Below are 24,598 nucleotides of genomic sequence, written 5' to 3' on the forward strand. Positions count from 1 at the left end.
TGCCACCATTTCCCCGGTTTTTATCGTCCAATAAATATAATAAAAAAACAAATGAGTAAAAATGTTATAAAACTGGGAATGTTCCTGCTGGGAGCGAGCCTCTTTCTGGCAGTTGACAGTTTTGCACAATACCGGCGTTATCCGCACCGCGTGTACAGAAGCCATTCTTATTACCGGGCGCCACGGGTTTCCATCGGTATCGGTGGTGTTTTTGGCTGGCCGGCCCCCTACTACCGGTATGGTTACGGACCGAATATGGGTGTTTCTGTTGGCATTGCCTTTCCACCCATCGGCGCCACCATTGCGGTATTACCTTCCGGTGCCCGCCGGATGTATTTTGGCGGAGTTCCCTATTACTACCGGGATGATACCTATTTTGTAGAGCGGGATAAGGGAGGATATGAAGTGGTAGCGCCTCCGCTTGGAGCTACTGCTGCGCGACTGCCCAACGGGGCCCGTATGCGCAAAATTGATGGAGACACCTATTATGAATACAACGGTACTTATTACCGCCCGGACGTGAATGAGGACGGGGAGCGGGTATACGTGGTAGTAGGACGGAACGGAACCCTGGATACCGAAGAAGCCAGAACGCAGCGTTCGAACGACGACCGTAATTACCCCGATGATAACCGGGGCGATGAGCGTAACAACAGTGAACCCGCCGTAAGAAACAACGATGATACCGGGGGAAATGACGCTGTTTACGATACCCGTCCGCAGGTTGGCGATCAGTTTGATCAGCTGCCCAGGAATTCAACAAGGGTAACCGTCGACGGCAAAAGCCAGTTCCGTTCACCCGCAGGCACTTATTACAAAGAAGTGACTGTTGATGGCAAAACGGTATATGAGGTAGTAGGTTCAAAATAATATAATATACGCATATTAAAAAAAGTGGCCCCGGCCGGCCGCTTTTTTTAATGCGCATAAAGATCGTTTTCGTTTTTAAACATGAAGCTGCAACGCACCAACCGGCTCTATTATTTTCTGAGGATCAGCATTCCGCTTTATCTTCTTTTTACAGGCATCTCCCTGCACGCACAGGAAGCCCGGTCGCTGCTCTGGAAGATCAGCGGCCACCAATTACAGGCGCCCTCCTATCTCCTGGGAACCATGCACCTGGTTTGCGGAGAAGATTTTGAAGTGCCGCCCAAATTAAAAAACGTATTAAAGAACGTAAGAACGGTCACCTTTGAAGCCGATATAGCCGCCATGGACGGCGCCGATCAGCTAATGGACCTGATGAAACCCGTACCCGGTATTTTGGAAAAACTGCCGGGGGAACAACGCCATCTGCTCGACAGCTTGCTGAAGGCATACCAGCTAACACCCGAAGCATTGAATTATATGTCGCCCTTTGGCATTACTTCCGTACTCACCCTTAAAACCTTCAACTGCTCCGATCCTTCAGCGGTAAAAATGATGGAAAAGGAGCTCTACAACCTGGCGCAGGACGATTCGTTACAAATCGACCACCTGGAATCCGTAGCCTTCCAGATACAAATGATCCGGTCGATGAATACGATTGAAGAACTGATGAATACCCTGAAGGGAATGAAAGAAGCACCGCATTTTATGAAGGACCTGGTGCAGGTATATAAAACAGAAGACCTGCCGCGCCTGACCAGCCTGATGAATGACCCGGCGTTTATGAGCACGGCCCAGCAGACCCGTTTGCTTAAGGAGCGCAATGATAACTGGATACAGCTGCTGCCGGGAAAAATGAAAAAAGCGCCTACGCTGTTTGCAGTAGGTGCCGGACATTTGGGAGGTAATAACGGAATGATCCAGCTTTTAAAACGCAGGGGCTATACGGTTACCCCTGTTTTTCAATAAACCACCCGGATGTCCGTTCCTCCATTCATCCCAAAGCGGATATCTTTGTATTTTGGAACCATGGTCATACCAGCGTTATAGCAGACCGGCTCCAAAGAAGCATCAAACAGGTTGATCACAAAACTGAAAATTTATGACCCAGGCAGCGCAACTTGCAAAACGATTTCGGGAAGTACATCTTAATGGGGATTGGGTAGCCGCAACCAACCTCAAAGCAGCGCTATCCGGTTTGAGCTGGAACGAAGCAAATGAGAAGGTAGGCACACTCAACACCATTGGAGCCCTGGCTTTTCATATCAATTATTATATTTCCGGGATCTTAAACGTATTCAAAGGCGGATCGCTCGATATTCATGACCGGTATAGCTTTGATGCGCCTCCCATCCGGTCGCAGGAAGACTGGGAGCAACTGTTAAACAAACTATGGACCGACGCTGAAGACTTTGCACAATATGTACAGCAAATGACGGATGCGCAGCTTGAAGCGCCCTTCACAGATGCCAGATACGGCAGCTACCAGCGCAATATTGATGCGATGATCGAGCATGTGTATTACCATCTTGGACAAATCGTGCTGCTCCGGAAACTGGTACAGCCAACAGTTACCGGTTAAAAATCACAGATCCAGATGAAAAGAAACTATGCTGTCCTTGCTGCCCTCCTCTTGCTCATTGCGGTACTATCGGGCATTTTAAGCTCCGGTATTTCACTGGTAGGCCGTGTGGGCGTAAATACATTTTATAAGAACTATCGCTTTTTTAAAATATGGTGGCAGGCGGCGCTTGTATGCCTGTTGGTACTGATCCTGGTAACGTTTTTATTGTATGCCATTGATAAAAAATTCAAAGGCGGCAAACGGGTCATCCTCTTAACCGGCTTTCTTTTTGCATTCCTGGGCGGGCTCTATATCACTTATTCCGATTTCCGCAATTCGCTTTCACATCGCTGGCTTGGAGAACGGTTTCACCTGGGTATTTATTTATACTGGATCGGGTTCTGCATCAGTGACCTGTTCTTCCTGCTTGGCCCCAAAAAGCATTTACCCGGAATCATAAGCCCTCCTGAAGACGCGGCTGATGCCACCTCGCCACAATAGGCCCGGTGACGCATTTGCGTCCATACCTGAGCACATTAAAAAATGGCGGTCAGCGAAGCCTTTCCCGTATGCACCGTCCGGGTTGTTCCCGGTTTGCGTCCGTCATACTGAAAATTCAGCTCCAGGTTACTCATCAGCCGTTTGGTAAGCATAATATTCCATAAATAGTTTTTTCCCGGCAACAATCCATCCAGCATAATATAACTCACTGTGGTGGTATTGGCCGTAGCCGATGTATAATTCAGCTGGTCCAGTGTAAAACGCGCCGTCAGGGCAGCGCTTTGCAGGATATTGTATTTTGTTTCAGCAGTAAGCGCATTGGACACGGCCTTTTCTCCGCCATAAACCGGCTTGTTTTTTCGCACTTCATATTTGTAGCCGGCCATTACCCTAAAGGTTGTTCCGCTGACCAATGAAAGCGAAGGAGCCGCACTATTTTTTGCAATCTCATAATTGCGGTTGTCAAACTGGGCATTATCCGAATACAGCGCCTGTATACCCTTTCGTCCTTCCAGGTTAAATGTAAGACTGCTTCCGAAAAACTGCCGGTACTTTAAGGACCACTCCCTGCTTTTACGGCTCTCGTACCCATAGGTCAGCAGTGTTTTCCCGGTATTTTGAAGATTGCTGATATCAATTCCCCAAACCGTGCTGGACCGGTTAAAGGAAAGTGTATTCACCAGCACTGAGCTCATTGCAATAAGACTGGTATCATTTAATCCATAACGAAACGGATTGAGCTCCACCAGCCCCGTAGCCTGCGCTTTCCGGGAAACCTGCAGGGTGCTGGTCCAGTTAAACCGGGCCAGGAATTGCTGAAACCTGCTGGCAGTAGTACCGTTCCACAACAGCTTCGGGTTTAGCGCCAGGCTATAATTAAAGGTATTATAGTTGGCTTTTATATACTGGTTCGTGGGCGTATTGATCCGGATAAACCGGGCCTGATCAGAGAATGCGGCTAATTCAAATTCATTGAGCTGCTGTATGCTGTCATGATTCAGATCGATCCAGGTATACTGCCCCGTTCCGGCCGGAACTTCCAGGTAGGCATATTCCCGTTTTTGTTCCTGGCCGGACCCCGCTTCATACAGGATATTGCCGGTAAGAAACCCTTTAAATTCGTTCATATTGTATTCGATCCGGGAAAGCAATGTGTTCTCTTCCTGCTGCCGGCTAACGGTGCTGTTCAACACGGTTAATTTCCGCAGTGTTGTATTGAAGTAGAGTTGCCGGTGCAGATTCGCTAACAGTTCTGCTTTAAAGTTCAGGTTATAGCTGCGATCGCCCTTTACAAAATCCTTGTAAACCGGGTATTGATCTTCCCTTGTAAAAAAACTGATCCCGTAATGATTTTGTTTTGCTTCATCCGATTTTAGAAAGAACGTATAGGTATCAAATGAAAACGCCGCCGCATTTAACGTATCCGTTGCTTTATTCCGGTTCTCATTCCGCTCCAGGGTGTAACGGGCACCAATGCTCCAGTTGTCCAACGCCGGTATTTTTTTACTGATATCCAGCGTGGGTCTTAAAAAACTGCCTTTATCCAGCATGCCGCTGTATTGCGTAAGGGTTACATCGTTGTTAAAGGTCCAGTTATGCCATTGGGTAAATTGCGTCAGCGCGTTCTGAAAACCATTGTAACGGTCGCTGCGGTTGTAGTTGGTAAACTGGTATTGCAGCCGGTTACCGTTTCCGCTTTGTAATCCTGTAGAGGCCCTGATGATGTGCTCATCCACCCGGGTTGCGACCAGCGACAGTCCCCAGTCGCGGGTAAACTCCACGCTGCGTAAGCGCTCTACCGGCTGAAACCGGGCCTGTACCATTTCATAATCAAGTGCGGAAACGAGTTGCAGTTTGTTTTTTTCCCGGAGCGTTGTGGCATTCAACAGGTTTACTTTGGCCGCAAATCCCTTATCGTCTCCATTGTTAAGGTTGGAAAACGTATTTACGTCGTAACTGCTGGCAGCTACCTCCGTCTTTAATAAGGTACCCTTCGTTAGTGCATAGTCTACACCTAACGTTAATACCTGTTGTTTTTTGGGTGTTACCAGGGCAATCACCGGGGCATAGTTCCCTTGTTTCTGACCGTTCTCCGGCGGCAGATACCGGAATACTTTTCCGTTGGCATTGGTATTATCCGGCACATAATCGCCTCTTCCAAAGCCCACGTCCATAAAGGACACATTATACCGGGCCGAATCCCGGTTGATGGTATACCGGTAAAACGAATCGACAACCTCAGTTCCCTGCAGGATATAATCCCTGGCATAAAGAATTTTTCCGGCAGCAAACGTATCCAGTACGGCAGACGGATACAGCGCATTTTGAATGCTATCCCCGATCTGCGACAGGAACTGTTTTTGCCGGTTATCCAGCACCTGGTTAATGGATGAATTTTTGGCGTCGCTATTGTTAAAAAATCCAACCCGCAGTTTCACTTTATTATTGAAGTTGAGCTCCTGCATACCATACACATTTGTATTCAGAAAATTCCGGTCGGCATACTCAAACTCTACCTGTATACGACTGTCTTTTGTGATCATGCGGCGCGGCGTAAAGCTTACCTCTGCCGTGTTGTAATTGATCACATAATCCTGGTCTTCTCCCCTTTGCAATAGTTCCCCGTCAATAAACACGCGTTCGGTATTGGCCAGCACAATAAAGAACAGCTCGTTATTAGCCCCCTGTAATTTATACGGTCCCTGGTTACCCTCCAGGCCCTGGAACACATTGCGTGTAAACTTCCCCTTGGCGATGGACCCACTGATCAATGTGCCCGAAGTTGTTTTTTTTGAAAGTGCATTGGTTGTTTGAAAAGATAGCCCCTGCAGGCGCTTATAAAAATTGAGAAAATAGCTGCGGTTTTCCCGGAGGTCCATATCGCCGATATTCAGCTGCCAATGCTTTTTTTTGAACCGGATATACACTTCATCAAATTCATTTAACTGTTGCGTATTCCCGTCTGGTTGTATGGGAATATTATTATCCGTAATAGCTGCCTGCAACTCAATACTGTCTGCCAGCATTCCGCTCAGTTGTACATTCAGGTTCGAGTTCAGCACCAGGCTCTGATTATTGCCAAAGCCCATTTGCCGGCCAAAGCTTCCCTGGGCATTAATATTGCCAAAATTAAACAGTTGACTGCGGCCCCGCGTATTGGTTTCTGGCGCTCCAACCGATATGGCAGCATTCATTACAAGGCTGTCGAAATTCATCCGCTGCACTGCGGGGTTCAGCTTTACCGCAAATACCCGGTAATGCACTGTTACACCGGCAGCTGCCGGCCTTTGCACCCAATACAGGATGGCGTTCACAAAGTCCACCCGGTAGGCCGTACTGTCGACACCTTCTATCCGGAAGCTTTCAGGGATGATGCTGACACTGTCGAGCAGTACCTTATCCGCCAGCACAGGGATCTGCTTTGTGCGCAGGTTCGATAAAGGCCGGGAAGATGATAATTCCTGACCACTTAACCGACCTGCCATACAAAAAAGAAAGACGAAAAATAGTATGCTTCCCAATAGACGCAATGCTGGCTGATTTAATTCAGCAAAAATCGGTTTTTTCGTTATACAGACCAGATTAAAAGCAAGACGGTCGCATAAATGATGCGGCTATTGACTCCCGGGTCATTGATTTACTTTCACCGGTATAGGCAAATGGCGAAACGCAAAGAGCCCGGTCTCCCGAATATATGCGCGTGGTCACCCCTTTTTTTTCATAATTTTAATACCCTGACCGGGGAACAGGAGCAAATAGTTACGGGCGATTTACAACTACAACAAATGGATATGCGCAATACGATGGCAGCTTCAGAAAAATTATATGGGCTCGATCATTTAAGGGCACTGGCGATCCTGCTGGTATTTTTATTTCACTGCCTTAGCTTCAAACACCCGGAGTGGATGGACCGGGTAGCCGTAGTTGGGTGGACGGGAGTTGACCTGTTCTTCGTGCTGAGCGGTTTCCTCATCGCCGGTCAGCTATTTGCGCAGTTAAAAAACACCGGAGGTATTGATGTGCGTGCCTTCTTTATAAAACGATTCTTCAGGATCATACCGCCCTATTTTATAGTAGTGGCCATTTATTTCTGCGTCCCGTTTTTCAGAGAACGGGAGGCGCTGGACCCGCTATGGAAGTTTTTAACGTTTACCCGTAATTTTGGGTTAGACCTTAAACACCGCGGTACGTTCTCCCATGCCTGGTCACTTTGCATTGAAGAGCAGTTTTATCTTACGCTTCCATTTGTGCTGTTGCTGATACATAAGCTCAAAAGTCCTGTTACCTGTAAGGTTTTATTTTTCCTGCTGCTGGTACTTACAGTAGTGTTCCGGTGGCTTTCCTGGAATGTATGGGTGGTACCCGTCATTGACAAAGATGATTTCTGGCTGCAGTGGTACCGGTATATTTATTATCCAACCTATACAAGGCTGGATGGTTTATTACTGGGTATTGGGCTGGCGTGGCTCATGCATTACGCACCGTTTGTACAAAAAAGGATCCGGCTGAATGGGAACGCTTTTTTTCTTGCCGGCATCCCGTTTTTAGCCGCGGCTTATGTTGTTTGTCAATCGCCGTATTCTTTTCCGGCTACTATCTGGGGATTCCTCCTCATAGCCCTGGGCTTTACGTGTTGGGTAGCGGCAGCGGTTGCCCCCGGTTCATTTCTTTATAAAAAGCGATTGTTTGTAACAGAGCAGCTGGCAAGCCTGTCCTTTGCCATTTACCTGTCGCATAAAGGCGTTATCCATATTACGCAGGTGTTGCTTGAAAAAGCCGGCCTGGCAGCCAACAGCAATAGGGCCTTACTGCTTGCTGCCATAAACTGCATCCTGGCCGGGTTGTTGTTCCGCTACCTGGTAGAACGCCCCTGCCGGCAGCTCCGGGATATCTTGTTAAAACGCCGGCAAGACCTCCATGCTGTTGTTTCCGTTCAGCCTGCCACATCGGCATATCCGGAGCCGCAGATCCGCCCATAAAAGCGTCTTTTCCCTTTTATAACCGGAACGGAGGCAGCCCTGTTATTCAAGCACAGAAATTGCAGGAACTTTATCTTTAGAAATATGTTAATACAAGACTATGAGTACAAATAAAATGCAGGTTGAAATCTGGAGCGATGTTATGTGTCCCTTTTGCTATATCGGCAAGCGGCATTTTGAAACGGCATTGGAAACGTTTTCAGACCAACAACAAATAGAGATTACCTGGAAAAGTTTCCAGCTGGATCCTACCCTTCCCGAAAAGGAAGAAATTGATCATGAACAATACCTTATCGAGCGCAAGGGATTGCCCAAGGACCAGGTTAAATCGCTGCTGGATCATGTAACGCAATCCGCAAAACAGGCCGGACTGGATTATCATTTTGAAAAAGTGATCACGGTAAATTCGTTCAATGCGCATCGCGTTATTCAGATAGCTAAAACAAAAGGACTGGGCGATGCCGCCGAAGAACGGTTCTTCAAAGCCTATTTTACGGAAGGCCTTGACATTGCTGATCCGGCAACACTGATCCGCCTGGGAACAGAGATCGGTCTTACAGAAGCGGAAGTAAACGAAGCCCTCACCAATGAAGCGTATTCCGGAAAAGTAAACCGGGATATTTACGAAGCACAGCAGATCGGGGTTAGAGGAGTTCCTTTTTTTGTATTTAACCGCAAATATGCTGTTTCAGGAGCACAGCCGCCGGAAGCATTTACGCAAACCCTGGATAAAGCCTTCGCTGAATGGCGGGAGGAACACCCGGCCCCTTCACTGGAAGTAACGGAAGGCCCATCCTGCACACCGGATGGTAATTGCAGCTAGGATTTTTTATACCGGCCACCGGAAGCGATGGTATTAAAGTATGGATTGTATATGTGATCCCTTGCCTTTGATAGCATCGCTTTTTTGTGGGCATCCGGTTCCCGGAAACCGGATCAATACACCGTTCTTTTCATAAAAAAAGCCGCTCCTGTTGCGGAGCAGCTTTCAGCATTTTTAACTTCCCGGAGGATATTAGTATTCGTCTTCGTTGAACAGGAAATCTTCCTGGGTGGGATAATCGGGCCAGATGTCTTCGATGGTCTCATATACATCGCCTTCATCCTCCAGTTCCTGTAAATTTTCAACCACTTCGATGGGCGCTCCACTCCTGATAGCGAAATCAATCAGTTCGTCTTTGGTGGCTGGCCAAGGGGCATCTTCTAAATAAGAGGCTAACTCAAGTGTCCAAAACATACTATATTCGGTTTTTTATTATTAACAGGATACCCGAAACAAGGTTCAGGGTATACTCAAATTTTTGCAAAAGTAACTGTATTCGGTAATTTAAAAAATACTTATTTTTATTTCGATTTCTTATAAACCCGCTGCTTATTTAACAGTACCAATGGGCTAAAAAACATCCCAATGTCTAGAAAAACGCTTGCGGCCTCCCTGATGGTGTCATCTTCGTTTTATACTTCACGCTCAAACAGGGCAAGCGCTGGTTACCGGTGTTGTGCAAGCTGGTTACAATGACTATATTTACAGTCATATATCAACACAATGATTTCGGGGAAAAATATACACAAGGCCTATGGCACGGTTCAGGTTCTGAAGGGGGTAGACATTGAAATTGCTAAAGGAGAAGTGGTATCCATTGTTGGCCCCTCCGGCAGCGGGAAAAGTACGTTGTTGCATATACTGGGCACACTGGATAAGCCAGACACGGGTGCTGTGGTGATGAACCAAACGGCTATCAGTGCGATCAGCGGAAAACAACTGGCGGCCTTCCGGAACAAGAATATCGGCTTTGTATTTCAGTTCCATCATTTACTGCCTGAATTTTCCGCACTCGAAAATGTTTGTATCCCTGCCTGGTTAAGCGGAGGCCGCAAAAAAGAAGTAGCAGAAAATGCGCGGCAGTTGCTGGCCATACTGGGCGTAGACCACCGGCTGGAAAATAAGCCCAATGAGCTCAGTGGCGGGGAACAACAGCGTGTGGCGGTTGCCCGCGCGCTCATCAACCGGCCTGAGATCATCTTTGCAGATGAACCTACGGGAAATTTAGACACTACAAATGCACGGGAACTGCACCGCCTGTTTTTTGACCTTCGGGAGCGGTTTCAGCAAACCTTTTTGATCGTAACGCACAACGAGGAACTGGCGCAGCTAAGTGACCGGGCGCTGCATATGAAGGACGGGCTTATTGTATAAAAAAAAACGGCTTTGAGGGCCGTCTTCTCTGGTGTTCAGCTAAGTAATGTTATTGACGTTCCCTGAAAAATGCTACGACCATCTTTTTTGTAGTTGGATCCAGCAACGTTAATGTTTTTGAGGAAGACACAAAATTCTCCTGGATCTCATATTCTACATTGTTCCAGGTCATTCTTTTGGTTCCGTTGTTAAAGGCAAACTGATCTGTCCGGATCTGGTCTCCGCTTACATTGTAGTAATGAATCAAATGGTCCTGCTTGGAGAATTCAGCCCGGCCGCCGGCAGGAACCAGGTCGGTACCCGCTGCAGTAATCACACTTTTCCAGTTACCGATCGTTACCATGTTTTCAATAGTATCTGTGCCGATGGCATCCTTCGTACGCGAGCAGGCTCCCAGGAAAAATATACTTAAGACCATTGCACCCAGCATCATTTTCGAGATTGTTTTCATATATATGTTATTTGCGGTTTAAAAGCTGTTGTATCCTTTAATGAACCAAGATTTATGCCAAGGAACAGCCGCAACCATTTGCTTATAACACCTGATGATGCCGGCGCCGCTACAGAACCTGTTGATAGCTAATTATTTTCAGCGGCTAAAACACATGCCGTATAACAATGGGCAAAACGTTTAATACCGCATCAATGAAACGCAGTAAGGAAAAGGCATTCAGCATCAACCTGCTGTTGCGTTTTTAAATTTTTGTTAAAGGATTTTTGCAGGTATGGGCTGCAAGTGCTATAAACGGAGCATCAGGAATTGCGTGGCCTCCAGGGGATATCAGCAACTCCGGTAAGATGTCCTGTGTACCGTGCCAGTACAAACAGATAGTCGCTCAGCCGGTTCAGGTACATAATTACAAGGGCTTCAACCGGTTCTTCCGCCTGCAGCCGTACACAGGAACGTTCTGCTCTCCGGCAGGTACAACGGGCTATATGCAAATAAGAAATGGCTACACTGCCACCCGGTATAATAAACGATTTCATTTCAGGTAACGCTGCCGTCATAGTGTCGATTTCCTTTTCAAGCACCTGTATATCTTCCTCATGCAGATCCGGCAATAGCATTTTGGTGGCTTTCCCCGGATCCTGTGCCAGCAGCGCTCCAATGGTAAAGAGGCGGTCCTGCAGTTCCTGCAGCCGGTCCCTTGTTGATGCGTCTGTCTGAACATCCCGGCACAACCCGATCCAGGAGTTGAGCTCATCCACATTTCCATATGCTTCTATCCGCAAATGCGCTTTTGAAACTTTTGTACCGCCGATAAGGGCTGTTTTTCCCTGGTCTCCGGTCTTTGTATAAATACGAAACGTCATTTGCTTAATTTAAAAATGTGAGAATGTGGAAATGTGGAAATGAAGAGGTCCCGATCCGGATATTGAACCAGGAACTTTAAACAGGAAAACCGGCCTTTGCCACGGCCTGGTCACTTTCAATTACCCCATCGCGCAGCCGTACGATCCGGTGCGCATGATTGGCAATATCCTCCTCATGGGTTACCAATACGACGGTATTCCCATTTTGATGAATCCGGTTAAAAATGTCCATGATCTCGTAGGAAGTTTTGGTGTCCAGGTTTCCGGTTGGTTCATCTGCCAGGATCAGCGAAGGATCATTTACCAGCGCGCGTGCAATGGCCACCCGCTGGCACTGGCCCCCACTCAATTCATTGGGTTTGTGATGATACCGGTCTGTAAGACTTACCAGTTCCAGCATTTGCATCGCTTTTTCACTTCGTTCATTCTTCCGGATACCGGCATAGATCAACGGCAGCGCTACATTTTCCAATGCGGTAAGACGGGGCAATAAATTGAACTGCTGAAATACAAAGCCGATCTCCTTATTCCGTACTGCTGCCAACGCATTGTCCTCCATCTTGCTCACGTCTTTTCCGTTTAGTACATAACTACCGGAAGTGGGCGTATCCAGGCATCCCAGGATATTCATCAGGGTACTTTTTCCACTGCCCGATGGCCCCATCAGCGCCACATATTCATTCTTATTGATGTTCAGCGATACCCCTTTCAGCACCTGCAATTCCTGCTGCCCCATAAAGTAGCTTTTGCGCAGGTTGCTGATATGGATAATGGACTGGGGCACTTTTTATTATTTGCGGATAACTTTAGGCACCTTAAAAAAGACACCGTCTGTGGCCGGGGCATTGAGCAACGCTTCTTCCCGCGTAATAGATCCTTTTACCTGGTCGTCCCGCAGCACATTGATCTCTTCGCTCATATGCATTAACGGTGCTACATCTTTCAGGTCCAGCTCATTTAATTTTTCTACAAACCCGATCATTTTTTCCAGATCACCCCGGAATTCGAGCTGTTCCTCCTCCGAAAAACTAAGCTTGGAAAGATGTGCCAGTTTATTAATTAACGCCTCATTTACTTCCATTTGTCAAAGATAACGGGTAGAAATTTTAAATACTAAATAACAAATAGCAAAAATCAAATACGATATCAGAAATATCAAATTCAAAACGACAAAAAATCAAGCCGGGTAACAACAAACAAGTGCCTGAAATCAGGGATCAGGATCAATAAAGACTAATTGCTCAATACTCCACTTCTCACTATTCACTACTCACCATTCACTACTCACTATTCACCATTCACTTCTCACTACACATCCTCCTATCCCTCCGCTCCCAGCCACATGGCCCCGCCCGCGCTATCCCGGCTGGCACCGGTTACAGAGCTCAGCACATTGGTTTCCTCACGCCAGCGCAGCACTGCAATCAATGCCATGATCATCGCTTCTTTATACAATACCAGTTTTTCGTCCGGGATGATCACGGTTACCTTTAGCACTTCCTTTAACCGGTTGACTAAAAAGCTGTTAAGAGCGCCGCCACCCGTTACCAGCAGTTGCTGTCCTTCTTCACCGTAATGACGATCCGTTTCCAGGGCACGGCCTACCTGCTGCACTATATGCTCCACGTAAGTGCGCAGTTGACCCTCCACCCGGCCACCGAAGCGCTTCACCATTGGGTAAACGGTATCGGTTCCAAAATCATTGGCCAGCGACTTGGGAGCCGGCAGCTGGTAATAGTCTAAAGCATTCAGCGCGTCAAGCAAAGGCTCATTCAAAGTGCCGTTGGCAGCCAGTGCACCGTTTTCGTCATAGGGTTTTCCCAATTCTTCCGCCAGCAGGTTCAGTACGCGGTTGGCCGCACAGATATCAAAAGCCCGGTAGTCCGTATCTTTTACAGACAGGTTGGCAATGCCCCCGATGTTCAGTAAATAACGGTAATTGCCCAGCAGCAACTGCTCCCCCACCGGAACAATGGGCGCTCCCTGGCCACCAAGAGCTACATCCAGGGCACGAAGATCCGAAACAACCGTTAGTCCTGTTGCTGCTGCAATAGCTGCCCCATCTCCGATCTGTGCGGTCATCCGGCGCTCCGGCATATGGAACGTAGTATGTCCGTGAGAACCGATCACCGCTACTTTATAATGCAGGTTGTACCGGTCGATAAACTCGTTTACCCGGGCTCCGATATAATGGCCATAGGCTGCATGCAGCAACTGGTATTCCAATGCATTCAGCGAAACCGCCTTTTCCAGCTTAGATTTCCATTCCGGGGTATAGGGCAAACAGTCTGCATGCTGAATTTCAAACTGCCATTTTCCTCCATTTTCATGAAATTCAACAAATGCAATGTCCAGCCCATCCAGTGAGCTGCCGCTCATAATTCCTATAGCCCTGTAGATCATAATACCATTTTAGATTCGCCAAAAATAACAGATTGTTGATTACTGAAATTCTAAATATTAAACGCCAAATGCTGAAAGAGCATCAAAAACAAAACCCAAAAATCAAAAATCAACGGGCAAAACCTTAAGATCAGCATCACCAGCTGATTGCTGAAGACCGGAAGCGGATCACTTTATTCTCAAATATTATCTTATTTTTATTCCTCCGAAGCAGCAATTATAAACAGTTCCAATATGGTCATTAATTTAAGCGAGCAACACAGCCTGGTGAGTAATTGGGTAAGCGAACTCAGAGACATTAAGATACAGGAAGACCGTATGCGCTTTCGCAGGAACCTCGAGCGCATCGGCGAAGTCATCGCGTATGAAATCAGCCGGGAACTGCCCTATAAAACGGTAGAAACCCAAACCCCGCTTGGCATTTCCAATTCCAAACTGCTGGCAGAACAACCCGTGCTGGCCACTATTCTGCGGGCCGGACTGCCCCTGCACCAGGGACTGCTGAATTATTTTGATAAGGCAGACAATGCATTTGTGTCGGCTTACCGGAAACATCATAAAGACGGTAGTTTTACGATTAATGTTGAATACATCAGTAGTCCCGAACTCGAAAACCGGATCATCATCATTTCGGACCCGATGCTGGCCACCGGCGCCTCCCTGGTAAAAACCGTTCAATACCTGCGCGAAGTGGGCCGCCCTAAATTTATTCACGTAGCCGTAGCCATCGCCTGTACAGAAGGCATTGAATATGTACTGCGTGAAGAGCCCTCCTTAAAACTCTGGTGCGGGGATATCGACGATGAAATCACCGCCAAAGGTTACATTGTACCCGGACTGGGCGATGCCGGAGACCTGGCGTTTGGAGGAAAGGCCCAGTATTAATAGCGGCTTGACCCGGTAATAAAACAGCATCCCCTTACGGATACGGGATCTCCTTTCCGGAGGTTTCAACCAGCACTTCTCCCCGCGGATCGTGCAATCAGATCCTTCTGTAAACATGTTCGCTTACCTGTATCCGCAGCAGGTAGCGGCAGCACAATAACCCGAAAAAACGCCGCCTCCCGGCATTCTCCGGCATAAAAACAGGCCGCGGCACCCACTTTACCGGCGGCCGGACGTATTATAAAACTGCATTAAAACGTGCAAAAAAATGAACAACCGTTAAACTTTTTCCACATTCCGTGTAAATATTTCAAGAAAACTAATGCGTGTTAAAAAAATATTTTTGTACTTTTCCGGACTAAATCCATCTTAGTTATTTTAAAATATGAATGAATCAATCAAGCCTTTTATCGAAAAGGTAAGTGCAAGAAACGCTGGAGAGCCGGAGTTTTTACAGGCAGTTGCCGAAGTTGCAGAATCAATCATCCCTTATATTGAAACGCAGCCAAAATACAAAGACAACAAGATTTTAGAACGGATCGTGGAACCGGAACGGGTGGTAATGTTCCGCGTGCCCTGGCTTGATGATAAGGGCGAAGTTCAGGTAAACCGCGGATTCCGGGTTCAGATGAACAGTTCCATCGGCCCCTACAAGGGCGGACTGCGGTTTCACCCGACGGTAACGCTTAGTGTTTTAAAATTCCTGGCATTTGAGCAGGTTTTTAAAAACAGTCTTACCGGTTTGCCCATGGGCGGAGGAAAAGGCGGGTCTGATTTTGATCCCAAAGGAAAATCCGATAACGAGATCATGAAATTCTGCCAGAGTTTTATGACCGAATTGTACCGGCACGTTGGGGATGATATTGATATCCCTGCGGGCGATATTGGTGTGGGTAAACGCGAAATCGGTTACCTGTTTGGCCAATACAAACGCATTACCGGTACGTTTAACGGGGTACTTACCGGGAAGGCGTTTGAATGGGGCGGCAGCCTGATAAGGCCCGAAGCTACCGGCTATGGCCTGATTTACTTTGTGGAAGAGATGCTGAAAGTACAGGACGATTCTTTGTTAGGAAAAAGAGTACTCATCTCCGGATCGGGTAATGTGGCGCAGTTTGCCGCAGAAAAATGTATTGAAAAAGGAGCCAAGGTATTAACCATGTCCGACTCTGAAGGGTTTATTTATGACCCGGTGGGCATCGACCAGGAAAAGCTGGAATATATCAAGGATCTGAAAGATAATCAGCGCGGACGTATTAAGGAATATGCGCAACGCTATTCCTGCGAATTTTTCCCTGGAGAAAAGCCCTGGAGAATTAAATGTGATATCGCGCTTCCCAATGCCACCCAAAATGAGCTGGATGGAGCGGATGCAGAAATGCTGATTCAAAACGGCTGTATCTGTGTAGCGGAAGGCGCCAATATGCCTTGTACTCCGGAAGCCGTAGCTGCGTTTCACCAGGCAAAAGTATTGTACGCACCCGGTAAGGCTGCAAACGCCGGCGGCGTGGCTGTTTCCGGTCTTGAAATGTCGCAAAACTCTCAGCGTTACTCCTGGGGAAGAACCAAGGTCGATAATAAGCTGAAAGAGATCATGAGCGATATCCACCACATTTGTATGAAACACGGGCACGAGAAGGATGGCCATATCAATTATGAGAAAGGCGCCAATATCGGTGGATTTGTGAAAGTGGCAGAAGCCATGCTTTCGCAGGGTGTTGTGTAAAACAAATAGTAAAAAAAGATCGCTCTTCGAAACTTAAAGTTTCGAAGAGCGATCTTTTTTATTGTAACATTGCCGTATGACAGCTACGATTTACCTGATCCCTACTTACCTCCATGAAAGTAACCTGGAGGTATTGCCTGCTTACCTGTTGGACGCCATCGAAAAATGCGCGGTCCTTTTTGTAGAAAACGAGCGAACCGCCCGGCGCTATTTAAAGCAGTTAAAAAAAGAAATTGTCATCGACCATTTTGAATGGTTTGGTATCCAGAAAGATGAAGCAAGCGTATTGCAGCAATTCCGGCAAAAACTAAAAGAAGGGAAAACGATCGGTATCATCAGTGAGGCCGGTTGTCCGGGTGTGGCAGACCCGGGGCAGCTCCTGGTTGCCGCGGCTCAGGAAGCCGGGGCGCAGGTAGTTCCGCTGGTGGGGCCCAGCTCTATTTTGCTATCCCTGATGGCCAGTGGGTTAAATGGACAGCAATTCAGTTTTATCGGTTACCTGCCCATTGATAACGGACAAAGGATAAAAGCCATCAAGGAATTGGAAAGCGAATCGCAGCGCAAGAACAGCACCCAGATCTTTATTGAAACCCCGTATCGGAACAACCAGTTACTGGAAACCCTGCTAAAACAATGTCAGCCACAAACCATGCTGTGTATTGCGGTCGATATTACCGGCGCGCAGGAATTGATCCAGACAAAAACCATTCAGCAGTGGCAAAAAACAATCCCCGACCTGCACAAGCGGCCTGCTATTTTTTTATTAAAACGGTGACACGCCGCCATCCGTCATAGAGAGAATACTATCTACAATATACACCGTATTGCCTCTCCAGGGCAGTGCTCCGCGATATTCTTTATAGTGCAGGTCAAAACGCTTACCGCTGTGCATGGCCAGCGTATCATAAATGTGTTTGTTCTCGATAGAAAAAACAAAATTGTTAGACTGTGCACCGCCGCCCAATGCGCCCTTAATACCTGCCTGGATCAGTTCTCCCTCAAATGTTTTAAAGAGCTGTCCTTTGCGTACCACATTTTTCAGGATACCCGATTTTACACCATCACCAAACACATTGTAGTAATTCCAGTAAACATAACCACCGGCCGCAATGATAAACACCAGGAGGCCCACGAAAAAATACCGGCGACAACCTGAACGATTGTTTGTTTTCTTTTGGTTCTCAATTGGTAAGGTTTCCATAAAAAATGGTTTAATTAAAAAATTTAATGTGCAATATTCAATATTGCATTATTTTTGTACTTCGAAAGTACAATTTGTTTTTAAATGAATAACTTTTTAAAACATACAAAACACGTTGCTTTTCATGCAAATATCACCACAGGGATTTACGCTGTGGGATTTGACGTAGCCGTATGTTTTCCACGACCGATGCGCTGTCCTGATTGCTGACAGGACAACCCCCTGACCTGGGCCCTGTCAGTGAAAAAGCTCCGAAAAAAACTTATCAGGACTGGTCTCCCGCAAATTCATTTTAATTACACATCGTGGACAATCTCAATCAGGACATTATCGTAAGAGTAGCTGAAGCTGCTGATAAAAAATATTCAACCATTATTACGGACGAAATGGAATCATCGGCAAAAGCCCGGGGTACCGGCATTGCCAAAAGAAGTCCGGAATACATTGAAAAAAAGATCGACGAAGGCAAGGCCGTGATCGCCCTTACAGAGAGTGGCGATTGGGTTGGTTTTTGTTATATCGAAACCTGGAGCCATGGCGAATATGTAGCCAATTCCGGGTTGATCGTTGCACCGCATTTCCGTAAAAGCGGTGTTGCCAAAAAGATCAAGCATACGATTTTTAAGCTTAGCCGGAAATTGTTCCCCGAAGCCAAGATCTTTGGGTTAACTACCGGCCTGGCTGTAATGAAGATCAACAGCGAATTAGGTTATGAGCCCGTAACCTATTCAGAACTTACGCAAGACGAACAGTTTTGGGCCGGCTGCAAAAGCTGTGTTAACTACGAGATCCTTATGAGCAAGGACCGTAAGAACTGTATGTGCACCGCCATGTTGTACGATCCCAAAGATCATTACGAACCGGAAGAGACCAAGGCCTTCTTTGAAGAAAACAAAACAGGTCTGGAGCGGCTGCAGCGTTTTAAACAATGGAAATTCCTGAAGGCCTTTCGTAAAAAAGATAAAGCCGGCGGCGGCAGCGGAGGCGGAACATTAAAGTCTTTTTTTAAAAGTGTGTTTCATTTATAACTGAAATTTTGATGCGGGCAATTGCTGAACAATTAGCAACGATTATAAACCGGTATACTGAAAAAATTCAGCATATAGATGCCCCTTCGCTTTCATTGAAACCGGGTAAAGACAAATGGAGTAAGAAAGAAATACCGGGACATCTGATCGATTCCGCCGAAAATAATATTCAGCGATTCATCAGCGTTCAATACGAGCCAGAACCTAATATAGCCTACAACCAGGATGAATGGGTAAAGGCACAATGCTACAATGAATGGAGCCAGGAAGACCTGCTTGGTTTATGGCAATTATCAAACAAACAGATCGGTTCCATCCTGAAAAATTTTCCTGAGGAAAAGAAGACATTAACAGCTTACATGAATACAGAACTTTGCACAATAGAATATATTGCACAAGACTATATTCGTCATTTGCTGCATCATTTAAATCAAATCATAAGTTAATAATACTATGGCAAAGAAAGTTGTACTGGGTTTTAGTGGTGGTTTAGATACATCCTATTGCGTAAAATACCTGACCGAAGAAAAAGGGTACGAGGTACACAGCATCATTGTAAATACCGGGGGCTTTAGCGAGGATGAATTAAAAAAGATAGAGGAGCATGCAAAAAAACTGGGCGTAAAATCGCACAAAACAGTGGATGCTGTTAAAAATTATTATGATTCCATTATCCGGTACCTGATATACGGAAATGTACTGAAGAACAATACCTACCCGCTAAGTGTATCTGCGGAGCGCCTGAGCCAGGCCCTGCATATTGCCAACTATGCGCGGGAACTCAACGCAGATGCTATTGCACATGGCAGCACCGGCGCGGGAAATGACCAGGTGCGGTTCGATATGGTGTTTCATATTATGGCTCCCGAAATAGAAATCATTACCCCCATCCGGGATATGAACCTCAGCCGTGCCGCAGAAGTGGAATACTTAAAAAGCAAAGGGGTGGAAATGAACTTTGAAAAATCGGTTTACTCCATCAACAAAGGCCTCTGGGGTACCAGTGTTGGCGGTAAGGAAACCCTTACATCCAATGGCTACCTGCCCGATGAAGCCTGGCCTACGCAGGTAACCCAAACCGGCACGGAGGCTGTAAAGCTTTTGTTTGAGGAAGGTGAGCTTAAAAGTGTAAACGATCAGCAGTTTAACCATCCCACAGAAGCGATCCAATACCTGCAAAAAATTGCCGGCCCCTACGGCATTGGCCGTGATATCCATGTAGGCGATACCATTATCGGTATTAAAGGCCGCGTTGGTTTTGAAGCAGCAGCACCGATCCTCATTATTAAAGCGCACCATGCCCTGGAGAAACATGTTTTAACCAAATGGCAGTTGCAATGGAAAGACCAGATCTCCCAGTTTTACGGAACCTGGTTACATGAAGGGCAGATCCTGGATCCGGTAATGCGGGATATTGAGGCCTACCTCCAAAGCAGTCAGCGCAATGTAACCGGTGATGTATTTCTACAGCTGCACCCCTACCGGTACCAGGTATTGGGCATTGAAAGCCCATACGATCTTATGAATAATGCGTTTGGCAGCTACGGCGAAGCAAACAGAAGTTTTACAGGAGAAGATGTAAAAGGTTTTACCAGGATATTCGGCAACCAGACATCGATCTATCATCTGATAAAAGAAGGTGCCCGGGAAGAAAAATAAAGTAGTCAGCAGTAATGCACCCGTATCATCGTATCAATGGGGAGCAGGATGCGAAGCCTTTGTGCTGAGTAGTAACACTGCTTTTTCAATAAAAAAAGAACGGATACCTCCCGGCAAGGGAGAACAGTTGCATTTGCACAACAAGGCCGCCCAGTTCTTTTATATCCTGGAAGGGACGGCTTCTTTTGAAATTGACCAGGAGTATTTTACAATAAGTGCCGGCCAGGGCATTGAGATCCATGCCGGCCAGCAACACCGTATTTTCAACGGGGAAAAGGAATTGCTGGAATTTCTTGTTTGTTCACACCCGTTAACCGAACAGGATCGCTTAAATTTGTAACGTTGAAAATCAAACAACAAAACAGAAAGGCATGCATATAAAAGCTGGAATTATTGGTGGTGCAGGATATACCGGTGGTGAATTGATCCGTTTATTGATCAACCATCCTTTTGTAACCATTTCCTTTATTCATAGCCGCAGTAACGCGGGCAAGCCGGTTACGGATGTACATGCAGATCTTGTTGGGGATACCGAGCTTCAGTTTACAGATGCCATCTCGCAGGATATTGATGTGCTGTTTCTTTGCCTGGGCCACGGAGAATCTACAAAATTCTTAAAAGAAACACCAATTGATGCTGCTATCAGGATCATCGACCTGGCCAATGATTTCCGGTTACGGAAAGATGCCAGCCAGCCGGAGCTGAACCGGACCTTTGTGTATGGTCTTCCAGAACTGAACCGCGAAGCCATTAAAAAAGCGCAGAACATTGCCAACCCGGGCTGTTTTGCAACAACCATCCAGCTGGGATTGTTACCACTGGCCCATACAGGTGTTCTCAAAGAAATTTATACAACCGGCATCACCGGCTCTACAGGTGCAGGTCAGAAACTGGCCGCTACCTCCCATTTCAGCTGGCGGGCCAATAATATACAGGCGTATAAAACACTTACGCACCAGCATCTTGGTGAAATCGGCGAATCGCTGGATCAGTTACAACCGGGCACGGAGATCGATTTGAGCTTTGTACCCTGGAGGGGCGATTTTACAAGAGGCATTTTTATCAGCTCAACCATCACAACCGATCTTTCGCTGGAAGAGCTTTATGTGCTGTTTGAAAACTTTTACAGCGGCCATCCCTTTACCGTGGTAAGCCGGGCGCCCATTTTCCTGAAACAGATCGTAAACACCAATAAAGTAGTGATCCAGCTGGAAAAGGTTGGTTCAAAGCTGGTAGTGCATTCTGCGGCAGATAACCTGCTGAAAGGTGCCAGCGGACAAGCAGTACAAAATATGAACCTGCTGTTCGATCTGGATGAGCGGACAGGCTTAAACCTGAAACCAGCCGCTTTTTAAAGCACCCGGTTGTCAGATTTCAGCTCAGAGTAAATTCCGGCCCTCGGGAGAAGGTTGAAAAATAGGGAAATAAAAAAACAGCATCAAGCGTAAACCCGGAATCCAACCTGGAACCTGCAGCGCCTTAAAGCAGCTATCCAAACAACCGGTTATCCAGCCCGTAAGGCCGGGCGTCTACAATTTTTATTTTCTTAAATTCAGGATGCTGTGGGTTTAACAGCAGGTTCGATTCTTCAGGGATTACAGCTGAGGGAACCCTCATGGCAAGGTGTGTTTGTTGAAGCAGGAACTGGTCGCCCATAAACCGGGTATATTCAAAATCCTCCACCCACTTTTCTTTTAATACATGTGGTTGCACCTGCACCATCCGGCTTTCCGGCGCCTTCAGCGTTAGAAGATAATACTCCGGCAGCATTTTATACAGGCCCCTGTCGTAGTTAACAACAATCTCCAGCACTGCAAGGGAGATATGTTCAGCGGTGTACAACGCATATACCCCTTTCGAGTTCCAGCGTCCTCCGTAAAGGAAAGCGCCAAAACCAGATATATCTTCCCTGTAGGGTGCGTGTACCAGGCGATAAATAAACATCAGGCAGAAATTCCGTGTTCTAAACGATGAAGGAGATCTATAACCTCCTGAATTCCGGTATGAGTGGTGAGCAATTCTTTGACCGTAGCCCCATTCAGTGAAAAAGGCCGGCTGTGCAACCACTGGCGAAAGCCCTCTTTGCCAAAAAATTCATTCCCGATATCAATGAGCTTTGCAAGTAAAAGGATCCGCTCTATTTGCAATCCATTAAAACCATCGCCTTCTTTTGCGTAGCGGTGAAGCGAGCGCTCGGAGATGTAAAGAAGATCCGCCCATTCATTCAAACTGAAAGGTGCCCGGTCTGCTATTCGCTTAAAATGTGTGTAGGTGAAATCTTTTACTGCAGGCGTTCTTTTGGTGGTTTTATCAGGTATTTCATAAATAGCCTCAAAATCAGAGACCATTGAAAGGGGCGGGTCTTCGATAACGGGATATCGCTTTATGTTTTTTTTCATAATTGTGTCATTTGTCACAAAGGTATATGTTTTTTGTCGGAATCTGTATTTTTTCTTATCGTTCTGTTTCAGCTGTCTTGGACCAAACTTCATAGATCGGATCGCCTTTGGAACTCAACCCGGTATGGATCCAATGTCCATCCTCCAGGTGGTCTTTAAATTGAAGGGACATGCCTACCCTGGAACTATCTCTCGAAAAGAAGGCGATCGTTTCTGTATACACTCCATTCTTAAATGTGTAGGTGCCTCCGCCCGTGCCGGAAAATTCGCCCGTTTCTATATTGATGGCCGCCCACTGAAAACGGTCATCCGTAAGAAATTTCAGGGTGCGTCTTGGTGCCAGTTGCATTTCCCGGAGGTTGTTTCCTTCTTTACGTCCGGTGATCCGCCAAACGCCGGTTCGTTCACTGCTGGCGGTTCCTGCCGGGATCCATTTGCCGGTTTCGCCAGACAGGTTACTTTCAACATAACCATCTTTTACATTCCACACAAAAGCACCGGTGGTGCCGGTTTTACTTTTATCCTCGGAATGAAAACGGTAATTAAGCTGTAATGTTCCCTTATCCAGGTACTGAAATCCACCGAAGGTTTTGAAAAACTTTTTGCCGGTAGCATCATAATGTGCAATCATGCAATACTGGTCTGCCGCCATCAGCATCCAGGTTTCATTACCCCTGGTGTACTTCCAGCTTCCGGTGACCGACTTTTTTGCAACCGGTTTTGAAAAACCGGCAAGCAGGATCACGCAGAACAAAGGCAATAGAAAAAATTGACCGTTTATTTTCATGAGTAGTGCTTTTAAAGCCGGATCAGGATACCATTATGGATGCCTGTTCAGGATCCGGGCGATCTGGTTCAATTCTGTTATACTAAAGGTACTGTTTTTAAGACAACTTACAGAATCCAGCAATTGTGCGCTGGAGGAAGCCCCAACCAGCACCGATGTGACCCGCGGATCTTTCAGAAGCCAGGCCAGTGCCATTTGAGCAAGACTTTGCTCCCGTTTAGCCGCAAGTGTATGCAACTCCTGTATCTGCTGCAGCCGTTCCTTCGTGATCTGTTCCTTTTGCAGAAAGCCATGCTTTTTAGCAGCTCTTGAATTTTTAGGAATGCCTTTCAGGTACCGGTTGGTCAGCAGTCCCTGGGCCAGCGGTGAAAAAGGAATGCAACCAACGCCTTCCTTTCCCAGCAGGTCCAGCAATCCATCCTCTACCCAGCGCTCAAACATTGAGTATTTGGGCTGATGGATCACGCAGGGCGTGCCCAGTTTTTTCAGTATTTTAAATGCCGCGGCGGCCTCTTCTTTCCGGTAGTTAGAGATCCCTGCATATAAGGCCTTGCCCTGCCGCACGATCAGATCCAGTGCTGCCATTGTTTCTTCCAGCGGGGTTTCGGGATCCGGCCGGTGATGATAAAAAATATCAACATATTCCAGCTTCATGCGCTTAAGACTTTGATCGAGGCTCGATACCAGGTATTTTTTTGATCCCCAATCGCCATAAGGTCCTTCCCACATCGTATACCCGGCCTTGGTAGAAATGATCAGCTCATCCCGGTGATGTTTAAAATCCGTATGCAGGATCTTACCAAAATTGGTTTCCGCAGATCCGGGGGGCGGACCATAATTATTGGCCAGGTCAAAATGGGTGATACCGGCATCAAATGCCGTATGCAAGGTTTTACGATACACTTTTTCATCATCCACATCACCGAAGTTATGCCAGAGTCCCAGCGAAATAGCCGGCAGTTTTAAACCCGATGCACCGCAGCGGCGGTATTGCATTTCGGTATATCTTGATGGATTAAATTTCATTGTATAAACTATTTTATATAAAAATGATTCGTTGATTTCCGGTTCACTACTTAATGTTGTTC

Annotated in this window: 27 protein-coding genes; 15 read left to right on the forward strand and 12 right to left on the reverse strand. The window is 46.7% G+C overall.

Features of this window, described 5'->3' with window-relative positions:
• Positions 1-51: 51 nt before the first annotated feature.
• The 4 genes from Q1V85_RS05720 to Q1V85_RS05735 all read left to right on the forward strand — a co-directional run bounded on the left by Q1V85_RS05720 (position 52) and on the right by Q1V85_RS05735 (position 2,932).
• The gene (locus tag Q1V85_RS05720) at positions 52-870 is read left to right on the forward strand and encodes a DUF6515 family protein (protein ID WP_300598327.1); all 819 of its coding nucleotides are present in this window, start codon (positions 52-54) and stop codon (positions 868-870) included.
• Between the two features lie 81 nt (positions 871-951).
• On the forward strand, positions 952-1,836 hold the full coding sequence (locus tag Q1V85_RS05725; protein WP_300598328.1) for a TraB/GumN family protein: 885 nt from the start codon (positions 952-954) through the stop codon (positions 1,834-1,836).
• A 133-nt stretch (positions 1,837-1,969) separates the two neighbouring features.
• Positions 1,970-2,449, forward strand: coding sequence for a DinB family protein (locus Q1V85_RS05730; RefSeq protein WP_300598329.1), 480 nt, complete (start codon positions 1,970-1,972; stop codon positions 2,447-2,449).
• A gap of 15 nt (positions 2,450-2,464) precedes the next feature.
• Positions 2,465-2,932 (forward strand): cytochrome d ubiquinol oxidase subunit II, encoded by a 468-nt coding sequence (locus Q1V85_RS05735; protein WP_300598330.1) that lies wholly within the window; start codon positions 2,465-2,467, stop codon positions 2,930-2,932.
• A gap of 35 nt (positions 2,933-2,967) precedes the next feature.
• Here the strand turns inward: Q1V85_RS05735 and Q1V85_RS05740 are convergent, their stop codons facing one another.
• The gene (locus Q1V85_RS05740) at positions 2,968-6,417 is read right to left on the reverse strand and encodes a hypothetical protein (protein ID WP_300598331.1); all 3,450 of its coding nucleotides are present in this window, start codon (positions 6,415-6,417) and stop codon (positions 2,968-2,970) included.
• Positions 6,418-6,723: 306 nt separating this feature from the next.
• Between Q1V85_RS05740 and Q1V85_RS05745 the strand changes: the two genes are divergently transcribed.
• Both Q1V85_RS05745 and Q1V85_RS05750 read left to right on the forward strand, forming a co-directional pair.
• Positions 6,724-7,911: an acyltransferase gene (locus Q1V85_RS05745; protein ID WP_300598332.1), complete on the forward strand. Its 1,188-nt coding sequence runs from the start codon at positions 6,724-6,726 to the stop codon at positions 7,909-7,911.
• Between the two features lie 100 nt (positions 7,912-8,011).
• Complete coding sequence (locus Q1V85_RS05750) at positions 8,012-8,734, forward strand: DsbA family oxidoreductase (protein ID WP_300598333.1); 723 nt, start codon at positions 8,012-8,014, stop codon at positions 8,732-8,734.
• A 192-nt stretch (positions 8,735-8,926) separates the two neighbouring features.
• Here the strand turns inward: Q1V85_RS05750 and Q1V85_RS05755 are convergent, their stop codons facing one another.
• Positions 8,927-9,148, reverse strand: a complete 222-nt coding sequence (locus Q1V85_RS05755) for a DUF2795 domain-containing protein (protein WP_018627833.1) — start codon at positions 9,146-9,148, stop codon at positions 8,927-8,929.
• Between the two features lie 309 nt (positions 9,149-9,457).
• On the opposite strand from Q1V85_RS05755, the gene Q1V85_RS05760 reads away from it, so the two are divergent.
• Positions 9,458-10,108: an ABC transporter ATP-binding protein gene (locus Q1V85_RS05760; protein ID WP_300598335.1), complete on the forward strand. Its 651-nt coding sequence runs from the start codon at positions 9,458-9,460 to the stop codon at positions 10,106-10,108.
• Positions 10,109-10,157: 49 nt separating this feature from the next.
• On the opposite strand, the gene Q1V85_RS05765 is transcribed toward Q1V85_RS05760, so the two are convergent.
• The 5 genes from Q1V85_RS05765 to Q1V85_RS05785 form a co-directional block, all read right to left on the reverse strand.
• Positions 10,158-10,559: a hypothetical protein gene (locus tag Q1V85_RS05765; RefSeq protein WP_300598336.1), complete on the reverse strand. Its 402-nt coding sequence runs from the start codon at positions 10,557-10,559 to the stop codon at positions 10,158-10,160.
• Positions 10,560-10,861: 302 nt separating this feature from the next.
• Positions 10,862-11,422, reverse strand: a complete 561-nt coding sequence (locus tag Q1V85_RS05770; protein WP_300598337.1) for a cob(I)yrinic acid a,c-diamide adenosyltransferase — start codon at positions 11,420-11,422, stop codon at positions 10,862-10,864.
• A gap of 76 nt (positions 11,423-11,498) precedes the next feature.
• Positions 11,499-12,206, reverse strand: coding sequence for an ABC transporter ATP-binding protein (locus Q1V85_RS05775; protein WP_300598338.1), 708 nt, complete (start codon positions 12,204-12,206; stop codon positions 11,499-11,501).
• Positions 12,207-12,212: 6 nt separating this feature from the next.
• Positions 12,213-12,503: an Asp-tRNA(Asn)/Glu-tRNA(Gln) amidotransferase subunit GatC gene (gene gatC, locus Q1V85_RS05780; RefSeq protein ID WP_300598339.1), complete on the reverse strand. Its 291-nt coding sequence runs from the start codon at positions 12,501-12,503 to the stop codon at positions 12,213-12,215.
• 239 nt (positions 12,504-12,742) lie between these two features.
• On the reverse strand, positions 12,743-13,825 hold the full coding sequence (locus tag Q1V85_RS05785; RefSeq protein ID WP_300598340.1) for an anhydro-N-acetylmuramic acid kinase: 1,083 nt from the start codon (positions 13,823-13,825) through the stop codon (positions 12,743-12,745).
• 234 nt (positions 13,826-14,059) lie between these two features.
• On the opposite strand from Q1V85_RS05785, the gene upp reads away from it, so the two are divergent.
• The 3 genes from upp (at position 14,060) to Q1V85_RS05800 (ending at position 17,211) form a co-directional block, all read left to right on the forward strand.
• Positions 14,060-14,710: a uracil phosphoribosyltransferase gene (upp, locus tag Q1V85_RS05790; protein ID WP_300598341.1), complete on the forward strand. Its 651-nt coding sequence runs from the start codon at positions 14,060-14,062 to the stop codon at positions 14,708-14,710.
• Between the two features lie 385 nt (positions 14,711-15,095).
• Positions 15,096-16,436, forward strand: a complete 1,341-nt coding sequence (gene gdhA, locus Q1V85_RS05795) for an NADP-specific glutamate dehydrogenase (protein ID WP_300598342.1) — start codon at positions 15,096-15,098, stop codon at positions 16,434-16,436.
• A 76-nt stretch (positions 16,437-16,512) separates the two neighbouring features.
• The gene (locus Q1V85_RS05800; protein ID WP_300598343.1) at positions 16,513-17,211 is read left to right on the forward strand and encodes an SAM-dependent methyltransferase; all 699 of its coding nucleotides are present in this window, start codon (positions 16,513-16,515) and stop codon (positions 17,209-17,211) included.
• Here the strand turns inward: Q1V85_RS05800 and Q1V85_RS05805 are convergent.
• Positions 17,200-17,637 carry a hypothetical protein gene (locus Q1V85_RS05805; RefSeq protein ID WP_300598344.1) on the reverse strand — a complete coding sequence of 146 codons (438 nt, stop codon included), beginning with the start codon at positions 17,635-17,637 and terminating at the stop codon, positions 17,200-17,202. The genes Q1V85_RS05800 and Q1V85_RS05805 overlap by 12 nt on opposite strands.
• Before the next feature lie 305 nt (positions 17,638-17,942).
• Between Q1V85_RS05805 and Q1V85_RS05810 the strand changes: the two genes are divergently transcribed.
• Genes Q1V85_RS05810 through argC form a run of 5 tightly spaced genes read left to right on the forward strand, consistent with a single transcriptional unit; the run spans position 17,943 to position 21,679 of the window.
• Positions 17,943-18,665: a GNAT family N-acetyltransferase gene (locus Q1V85_RS05810; protein WP_300598345.1), complete on the forward strand. Its 723-nt coding sequence runs from the start codon at positions 17,943-17,945 to the stop codon at positions 18,663-18,665.
• A gap of 11 nt (positions 18,666-18,676) precedes the next feature.
• On the forward strand, positions 18,677-19,111 hold the full coding sequence (locus Q1V85_RS05815) for a DinB family protein (protein WP_300598346.1): 435 nt from the start codon (positions 18,677-18,679) through the stop codon (positions 19,109-19,111).
• A 7-nt stretch (positions 19,112-19,118) separates the two neighbouring features.
• Positions 19,119-20,324, forward strand: coding sequence for an argininosuccinate synthase (argG, locus tag Q1V85_RS05820; RefSeq protein ID WP_300598347.1), 1,206 nt, complete (start codon positions 19,119-19,121; stop codon positions 20,322-20,324).
• Entirely contained in the window at positions 20,305-20,664 is a 360-nt protein-coding gene (locus Q1V85_RS05825) for a cupin domain-containing protein (protein ID WP_300598348.1), read from the forward strand. The genes argG and Q1V85_RS05825 overlap by 20 nt, the downstream gene beginning before the upstream one ends.
• Before the next feature lie 31 nt (positions 20,665-20,695).
• Positions 20,696-21,679, forward strand: a complete 984-nt coding sequence (gene argC, locus Q1V85_RS05830; protein WP_300598349.1) for an N-acetyl-gamma-glutamyl-phosphate reductase — start codon at positions 20,696-20,698, stop codon at positions 21,677-21,679.
• 133 nt (positions 21,680-21,812) lie between these two features.
• Here argC and Q1V85_RS05835 read toward each other — a convergent pair whose 3' ends face one another.
• From Q1V85_RS05835 to Q1V85_RS05850, 4 genes are read right to left on the reverse strand one after another with little or no spacing between them, the layout of a single operon-like run.
• Positions 21,813-22,268: an RES family NAD+ phosphorylase gene (locus Q1V85_RS05835; protein ID WP_300598351.1), complete on the reverse strand. Its 456-nt coding sequence runs from the start codon at positions 22,266-22,268 to the stop codon at positions 21,813-21,815.
• Positions 22,268-22,816, reverse strand: a complete 549-nt coding sequence (locus Q1V85_RS05840; RefSeq protein WP_300598352.1) for an antitoxin Xre-like helix-turn-helix domain-containing protein — start codon at positions 22,814-22,816, stop codon at positions 22,268-22,270. Before Q1V85_RS05840 ends, Q1V85_RS05835 begins: the two co-directional genes overlap by 1 nt.
• On the reverse strand, positions 22,779-23,510 hold the full coding sequence (locus Q1V85_RS05845) for a hypothetical protein (protein WP_300598353.1): 732 nt from the start codon (positions 23,508-23,510) through the stop codon (positions 22,779-22,781). The genes Q1V85_RS05840 and Q1V85_RS05845 overlap by 38 nt, the downstream gene beginning before the upstream one ends.
• Before the next feature lie 33 nt (positions 23,511-23,543).
• Positions 23,544-24,536, reverse strand: coding sequence for an aldo/keto reductase (locus tag Q1V85_RS05850; RefSeq protein ID WP_300598354.1), 993 nt, complete (start codon positions 24,534-24,536; stop codon positions 23,544-23,546).
• Positions 24,537-24,598: the final 62 nt, after the last annotated feature.

The sequence above is a fragment of the Niabella sp. genome, from assembly GCF_030150205.1.
In the GTDB taxonomy this organism is placed as follows: Bacteria; Bacteroidota; Bacteroidia; order Chitinophagales; family Chitinophagaceae; genus Niabella.